The 7,416-nt window shown below is 68.3% G+C and carries 8 protein-coding genes and 1 pseudogene; 1 reads left to right on the top strand and 8 read right to left on the bottom strand.

What is annotated here, in order from left to right; all coding sequences use genetic code 11:
- Window positions 1–109, top strand: a pseudogene (locus ACFU53_RS44840) (rhomboid family intramembrane serine protease); the annotation flags it as partial.
- 47 nt (window positions 110–156) lie between these two features.
- Here the strand turns inward: ACFU53_RS44840 and ACFU53_RS44845 are convergent.
- From ACFU53_RS44845 to ACFU53_RS44880, 8 genes are all read right to left on the bottom strand, one after another.
- Window positions 157–1,236: a lysophospholipid acyltransferase family protein gene (locus ACFU53_RS44845; protein WP_384005768.1), complete on the bottom strand. Its 1,080-nt coding sequence runs from the start codon at window positions 1,234–1,236 to the stop codon at window positions 157–159.
- Between the two features lie 14 nt (window positions 1,237–1,250).
- Window positions 1,251–2,312, bottom strand: a complete 1,062-nt coding sequence (locus ACFU53_RS44850; protein WP_384005770.1) for an NAD-dependent epimerase/dehydratase family protein — start codon at window positions 2,310–2,312, stop codon at window positions 1,251–1,253.
- 290 nt (window positions 2,313–2,602) lie between these two features.
- Entirely contained in the window at window positions 2,603–2,701 is a 99-nt protein-coding gene (locus ACFU53_RS44855; protein ID WP_003948845.1) for a 30S ribosomal protein bS22, read from the bottom strand.
- Window positions 2,702–2,869: 168 nt separating this feature from the next.
- A complete protein-coding gene (locus ACFU53_RS44860; RefSeq protein ID WP_384005772.1) occupies window positions 2,870–3,082 on the bottom strand; it encodes a helix-turn-helix domain-containing protein in 213 nt (70 codons plus the stop codon).
- Window positions 3,083–3,211: 129 nt separating this feature from the next.
- Window positions 3,212–4,027 carry a phosphatase gene (locus ACFU53_RS44865; protein ID WP_384005773.1) on the bottom strand — a complete coding sequence of 272 codons (816 nt, stop codon included), beginning with the start codon at window positions 4,025–4,027 and terminating at the stop codon, window positions 3,212–3,214.
- 211 nt (window positions 4,028–4,238) lie between these two features.
- The gene (locus ACFU53_RS44870) at window positions 4,239–5,414 is read right to left on the bottom strand and encodes an acetoin utilization protein AcuC (protein WP_384005775.1); all 1,176 of its coding nucleotides are present in this window, start codon (window positions 5,412–5,414) and stop codon (window positions 4,239–4,241) included.
- The gene (locus ACFU53_RS44875) at window positions 5,365–6,588 is read right to left on the bottom strand and encodes an MFS transporter (RefSeq protein WP_384005777.1); all 1,224 of its coding nucleotides are present in this window, start codon (window positions 6,586–6,588) and stop codon (window positions 5,365–5,367) included. The genes ACFU53_RS44870 and ACFU53_RS44875 overlap by 50 nt, the downstream gene beginning before the upstream one ends.
- Before the next feature lie 54 nt (window positions 6,589–6,642).
- Window positions 6,643–7,287 carry an HAD family hydrolase gene (locus ACFU53_RS44880; RefSeq protein WP_384005779.1) on the bottom strand — a complete coding sequence of 215 codons (645 nt, stop codon included), beginning with the start codon at window positions 7,285–7,287 and terminating at the stop codon, window positions 6,643–6,645.
- Window positions 7,288–7,416: the final 129 nt, after the last annotated feature.

Genomic DNA, 7,416 nt, shown 5'->3' on the forward strand with positions numbered 1-7,416 from the left:
CCACCCGGCGGCGAGCCGACCGCGGACGCTGGCCGGCGGCAGCGTCGCGGCCGACCCCAGGCTGATCACCAAGATTCTCATCGGCGCCCCCACACTCATGTGTCTCGTAACCGCCGAGCCGCGGAACCCAGCCCAGCCCCGGCGCCGAGCAAGCCCTCAGAAGAACACCGATCGCCGCTGCACCAGCAACTTGTACAAGGTGTGCTGAATCTGCTCCCGCACCTGATCCGTCAGGTTGAACATCAGCATCGGGTCCTCGGCGGCCTCCGGCGGATAGCCGTCGGTCGGGATCGGCTCGCCGAACTGGATCGTCCACTTCGTCGGCAGCGGCACCGCACCCAGCGGACCGAGCCACGGGAACGTCGGCGTGATCGGGAAGTACGGGTACCCGAGGAGCCGGGCGATCGTCTTCGAGTTACCGATCATCGGATAGATCTCCTCCGCGCCCACGATCGAGCACGGGATGATCGGCGTACCGGCACGCAGGGCCGTGGAGACGAAGCCGCCGCGGCCGAACCGCTGCAGCTTGTAGCGGTCCCCGAAGGGCTTGCCGAGCCCCTTGAAGCCCTCCGGCATGACCCCGACCAGCTCGCCCTGCTGCAACAGCCGTGAGGCGTCCTCCGCGCACGCGAGGGTGTGGCCGAGCTTGCGGGCCAGTTCATTGACCACTGGCAGCATGAAGACAAGGTCCGCCGCGAGCAGCCGCAGATGGCGCCCGGCGGGGTGGTTGTCGTGGACGGCGACCTGCATCATCAGGCCGTCCATCGGCAGCGTCCCGGAGTGGTTGGCGACGATCAGGGCGCCACCGTCCGTCGGGATGTTCTCGATGCCCTTCACCTCGACCCGGAAGTACTTCTCGTACACCGGCCGCAGCAGGGACATCAGCACCTGGTCGGTGAGCTCGGCGTCGTAGCCGAAGTCGTCGACCTCGTAGTCACCGGTGAGCCGCTTGCGCAGGAAGGCGAGCCCGCCCGCGATCCGTCGCTCGAGGCCGCCGCCGTCCTGTGCCTCGGCGGCCTCCTGGGGCGGCTCCGGCTTCTCCCGTGTCACAGGGACATCATCGGTGCTGGTCGGCCGTCCGGGGAGGGCCTGGACCTCCCCGGATTCACGGACGTCTCGCACGACCGCACTCTCGCCCTTGCGCCGACTCCCCGTGCTCCGGCGGCGCGGCGGGCGCTGCACGGCGCCCCCGCGCGTCCGGTCGTCGTCGAACGGAATGACCTTGGCATCCGCCATCGTTGATGCGCTCCTCAGTTGGCGCTCTGCGTCGGGGGGTGGCCGCCGCCCGCCACGGGCAGGGCGGCGATCCGGTCGATGGCCCCAGCGAGGGCCTCGGGGGGCAGGAGTCCGGGCCCCCTGCTGCGCGCGAAGTCCGCGAACGTCTCCGCGGTCGTGTGCCTGGCCCGGTAGCCCAGCGTCTCGCGCATCTGGTTCGTCGACACGACCCGCCCGTGGGTCAGCAGCCGCAACTGCTCCGGCGAGAAGTCCGTGAAGCCCAGTGTGCGGACCATCGAGCCGACCCAGCTGACCGCCGGCATCAGCAGCGGCACCGTCGGCCGGCCGAGGCGCCGCGCGCACTGCGAGAGCAGCAGGACACCGTCGCCGGCGATGTTGAACGTGCCGCTGTTGAGCGTGCCCCGGTCCGGCTCGTGCGACGCGATCCGCAGCACCTCGATGACGTCGTCCTCGTGCACGAACTGCAACCGCGGGTCGTAGCCCAGCACGGTCGGCAGCACCGGCAGCGAGAAGTACGAGGCGAGCGGTGAATCGGCGCTCGGCCCGAGGATGTTCGCGAACCGCAGCACGCACACGGCCACGTCGGGCCGCCGCCGGGCGAATCCGCGTACGTACCCCTCGACCTCGACGGTGTCCTTGGCGAAGCCGCCGCTGGGCAACGACTTGGGCGTCGTGGTCTCGGTGAACACGGCCGGGTCGCGTGGCGCGGACCCGTACACGTTCGTACTGGACTTCACGACCAGCCGTTTGACCAACGGGGACTTCTGGCAGGCACCGAGCAACTGCATGGTGCCGATGACGTTGGTCTCCTTCAGCGTGGCCCGGCCGCCGCTGCCCAGCGGGGTGCCCGTGACGTCCATGTGCACCACGGTGTCCACGTTGTGCTCGGCCAGCAGTCGGGCTATGGCGGGCTGCCGGATGTCGGCCTGGACGAAGTCCGCGCCGCCCAGATGGTGTCCCGGCGGCACCGCGTCCACCGCGATGACCCGGTCGACCTGCGGGTCACGCTGGATCCGCCGCACGAAGCGGCCTCCCAGCTGACGGGCCACCCCGGTGACGAGCACGACCTTCCCCAAGATCAGCGCCTTCCTTCCAGACGTCGGCTCACATAGGCGTTAACTCTGCTCGTACTCTGCCGCGTTCCCCGTGTGCGGCCACGTTAGCGGTTCGATGTTGCGCTGTGGTGACCGCGACTCCGTCAATGACCGGCAAAAACAATGACCGCGAAAACACTGTGACCCCCCACCGCTTTCGGTGGGGGGTCACAGCAACGCGCTCTCAACAGCGCTCGCGCAAGTAAGCAAGGCGTACGACCCCCTTACGCGACGGGGGCCGGCCAGGACCCCTTTTCAGGGGCCGGACCGCCTTACTTCTTGTTGCGACGCTGAACGCGGGTGCGCTTGAGCAGCTTGCGGTGCTTCTTCTTAGCCATCCGCTTGCGCCGCTTCTTGATAACAGAGCCCACGACTACCCTCGCTCACTTCTCATCACTCGGTGTTTGGGCGCCATGGGCCCATACGACCTACGAGGGGCCAGCCTACCCGTCCGAGCGCTGAGGTCGTAATCGAGGGAGAACCGGGGGTATCCCGGAGGTCCCGCAGGGCCTCCGGGAGCCCCTCGGCCCCGATGGCCGTCAGGCCGTCTCCACCCCCACATAGCTCTCGCGGAGGTACTCGTGTACCGCTTGCTCCGGCACCCGGAAGGACCTGCCCACCCGGATCGCCGGCAGATGACCGCTGTGCACCAAGCGGTACACGGTCATCTTGGACACTCGCATCACCGAGGCGACTTCCGCCACGGTCAGGAACTGAACCTCGTTCAGAGGCCTCTCGCCAGCTGCAACCATGACACACCTGAACCTTCCGCACTCGACGGCCACCGGCTTCCCCTTCCGGTGACTCTTCGTCGCTGCGTGCTCACTCCCCAATGTAGGGGCGGGTGATGCGAGTGGGGAAGAGGGGATGCCATCGGCGGCCTACTGTGACAGACACGCCCGATTGAGTACGTAGCGGGTCAGCGGTCGGTAGTAATCAGACCGCACACCGTCATCAAGTGGAACGACGACGGACACCCGCCCCTCCGCCTCACCCACGAAGAGCGCCGGATCGTCCGTATCGGCAAGACCGATCGCCTCGAACCCCAGCTGACCTGCCCCGCAGACCCATCCGTGGTCTCCCACCACGAGTTCCGGGAGCGGCCCGCCGGCCTCCGCCGCGGCCGCCAGAACGGCCCGAACCGGGAGCGGTGAATGCGTGTGCACGCCGGTGGCACAACCGGAGCGCAAGGCGGTCTCCTCGCGGACGAGAGCGACGCCTCGTACGTAGTCAAGGTTGTACGTGCGTAGACCGAACCGGGTCGTTATGTCGACACGTCTACCCGTCGCGGGGGTGAGAACCTCACATCCCGCCGCCGACAAGGCGTCCGCCAACGCGCCGTAGAAGCCGATCAGCCGATGCGGATGCCCGGTCCCGAAGAGCACCGCCCCGCCACTCCGTGCGACCGCCGCGACCCGTTCCGCAAAGCGGTCCAGCGCCCCCATCGTGCGCTCCGGATCGATCACATCCTGCCCGGATGTACACCTCGGATCGGCCGAAACCCCACACCTCTCCGCCATCAACCCGAGCACATCCCGCTGCCCCCAGGCCATTTCCGGATCCAATCCGATCAAAAACCGAGGATCCCGAGCCGCGAACAATCGATAACTCCGCAGACTCATCTCCCGGGCGGTGGCAACCCTCCCAGCCAGCCCGGAAGCCACAAGATACTCCCGCAACGCCCGCCCACTCACCACGCTTCGATGCTGACGCACCGCTCAGGCAGCCACCGCCAAAACGACCGCACGACCACACAGTTGGCCTAACAACAACCCGAGCCCCTTCCTTCAGGGGCGCGGGGAACTGCGCGAACGGGGTCCGGGGCAGAGCCCCGAATCTTTGACGGGGGGCGAAGGGGCGCGCAGCCCCTGGTGACGGGACGGGTAGGGGCGGCGGGGGCGAGAACCCCTACGGCAACAACCCCCGCAACGGAAACACAGCCTTCCGCGCAGCCAACACCGCCTGATCCAACCGATCCGCAGGGTCGTACCCCGCATCCCACCCGGCCCAGGACACAGGCCACCGCCCATCAGTCATCCGCGCCGGCGCCAACTGCCGCGTACGAGCGAACACCTGCTGCCGCCACTCCTCGGGAATCACACTCTCCGGCGCGATCTCCCGCCCCGCCGCGATCGCCACCAGATGCGTCCACGACCGCGGCACCACATCCACCACCGCGTACCCGCCCCCACCGAGCGCGATCCACCGTCCGTCGGCGTACTCGTGGGCCAGTTCGTGCAGGGCCACCTGCAACGCCCGCTGCGCGTCCAACGACACCGCCAGATGCGCCAACGGGTCCTCGAAATGCGTATCGGCCCCATGCTGGGTCACCAGCACCTGCGGCCGGAAATCAGCGATCAGCTCAGGCACCACCGCCTGGAAGGCCCGCACCCACCCCGCGTCCCCGGTCCCCGCAGGCAGCGCCACATTCACGGCCGACCCCTCCGCACTCGGCGAGGCCCCCGTCTCCTCCGGCCACCCGGTCTGCGGAAACAACGTCCGAGGGTGTTCATGCAGCGAGATCGTCAGAACCCGCGGATCCTCCCAGAACGCCGCCTGCACCCCGTCCCCGTGATGCACGTCCACATCCACGTACGCGACCCGCTCGGCCCCCAGCTCCAGCAGCCGGGCGATGGCGATCGACGCGTCGTTGTAGATACAGAACCCCGAAGCACCCCCGGGCATCGCATGGTGCAGCCCGCCCGCGAAGTTCACGGCGTGCAGCGCGTCCCCACGCCACACGGCCTCCGCCGCCCCCACCGACTGCCCCGCGATGAGCGCGGACACCTCGTGCATCCCGGCGAAGGCCGGATCATCCATGGTCCCGAGCCCGTACGACCCGTCCGCACCCCGCGGGTCCGCGGACGCGGCCTTGACCGCCGCCACATAGTCCTCACGATGCACGAGCCGCAGGGTCGACTCCCCCGCCGGCTTCGCCGAGACGACGTCCATCTCCCGGTCGAGTCCGAAGGCAGTCACCAGACTCCGGGTCAACGCCAGCCGGACCGGATCCATCGGATGGTCCGGACCGAAGTCATAGCCCGTTACTGCCTCGTCCCACATCAGCTGTGCGCGGCCGCTCATGCCCGCCACCGTATCGGTCCGGTTCCGTCTCGAACGACCGGGCGTACACCAACGTCACCAGCACCAACACCATCGGTATGAGCATCGCCCCGCGGTAGCTCCAGAGGTCCCCCAGAGCCCCCACCAACGGAGAACCGATCAAGAACCCGACATAGTTGAAGATATTCAGCCGAGCAACGGCCGCATCCGAAGCTCCGGGGAACAGCCGCCCGGCCGCCGCGAACGTCTGCGGCACCAGCACACACAGCCCGAGCCCCAGCAGCGTGAACCCGAGCATCCCCACCCAGGCCCCCGGCGCCCCCGCCACCACGGCGAACCCGACCGCCGCCACCACCGCCCCGGCCCGCACGACGGCCGCGGCCCCGAACTTCCGCACCCCGAAGTCCCCGAGCGACCGCCCGATCAGCGTGGTGACCATATAGACGTTGTACGGCACGGTCGCCAGCTGCTCACTGCTCCCCAGCACGTCCTGCAGATACTTGGCGCTCCAATTGGAGACGGTCGAGTCCCCGATGTACGCGAAGCACATCACCAGACAGAGCGGCAGCAGCATCGCGAAGGCCACGGATCCACCCGCCCCCGCCGGGACGGCGTCCTCCTTCTTCTCCTCGGCGGGGCCCGCGTCGACGTACCACCGGCTCCCGACCAGCACGGCCGGCAGCAGCACGACCACCACCGGCAGATACGACACCACCAGCGCCAGATCCCAGTGCGCCCCGACCCACGCCAGCGAGGCCCCGGCTATCCCACCCAGGCTGTACACCGCGTGGAAGCCGAGCATGATGCTCCGCCCGTACGCCCGCTGCAGGCTCACCCCGAGCATGTTCATCGACGCGTCGAGCGCCCCGACCGCCAGCCCGAAGGCTGCCAGCGAGACACCGAGCACGACCATGTGCTCGCCGGCCCCCACCCCTAGCAGCGCCAGGAGCACGACGGGCTGGGACCACCGCAGCACATGGCTCGGCGGCACCTTCTTCACGAGGTGCTCGGTGCAGACACTGCCGACCCCGGCGAGGACAGGCACCGCGGCGAGGAAGAGGGGCAACAGCGCGTCGGAGACCCCGTACCTATCCTGAATGGCCGGAATCCGCGTCACGAGCAGCGCGAACGCGACCCCCTGAGCGAAGAAGCTGAACGCCAACGCGGCCCTACCGCGCCGCAGCACATCTGTCATGGCGGCACAGTAGGGGGCACGGCCTACCCATGGGTAGAGGAAGTTGAATACTGCTCAACTAAGCAGGTCGAGCAGCTCCCCCATGTCCGAGAAGTACCCCCTGGCTCCGGCAAGCTTCTCGGCGGGCGTCATCGCCGTGAACCCGTACACAGCCATCCCGGCCGCGAGACCCGCCCGCACTCCGAGGGGGCTGTCCTCGACAACAGCACACCTCTCCGGCGTGACGCCCATCCGCTCGGCCGCGTACAGGAAGAGATCCGGCGCCGGCTTCCCCCGTCCCACATCCTGCGCACTGAACACGAGCCCCTCCCCGAACCACCGGTCGAGCCCGGTCTTCCGATGCCCCACCCGGATCCGCTCATGACTCCCGGACGACGCCACGCAGTACGGCACCTCGTCCGCGACCAGCTTCTCCAGCACCGCGACCACACCCGGCACAGGCTCCAACTCCCGCTCGAACGCGGCGAAAACCCGCTGGTGGAATTCGTCGTCGAAGTACCCCGGCAGCGTCTCCCCCGTCCGCTCCAGGACAAGCTCGTGAACCCGGTGCATGGCCGACCCCATGTAGTCCCGGATGGAGTCCTCGTACGAGGTCGAGTGCCCGAGTTCGGTGAGGTACGCGGCGAGAAGCCGGTTGGAGATCGGCTCGCTGTCGACGAGAACACCGTCATTGTCGAAGATCACGAGGTCATAGCGCATGACTCGACCCTAAACGCAGAAAGGCCCACACCAAAAGGTGTGGGCCTTTCGCAATATTTGTTCGGCGGCGTCCTACTCTCCCACAGGGTCCCCCCTGCAGTACCATCGGCGCTGTAAGGCTTAGCTTCC

Origin of the sequence: Streptomyces sp. NPDC057474, assembly GCF_042802555.1 — a bacterium.
Taxonomy (GTDB): Bacteria; Actinomycetota; Actinomycetes; order Streptomycetales; family Streptomycetaceae; genus Streptomyces.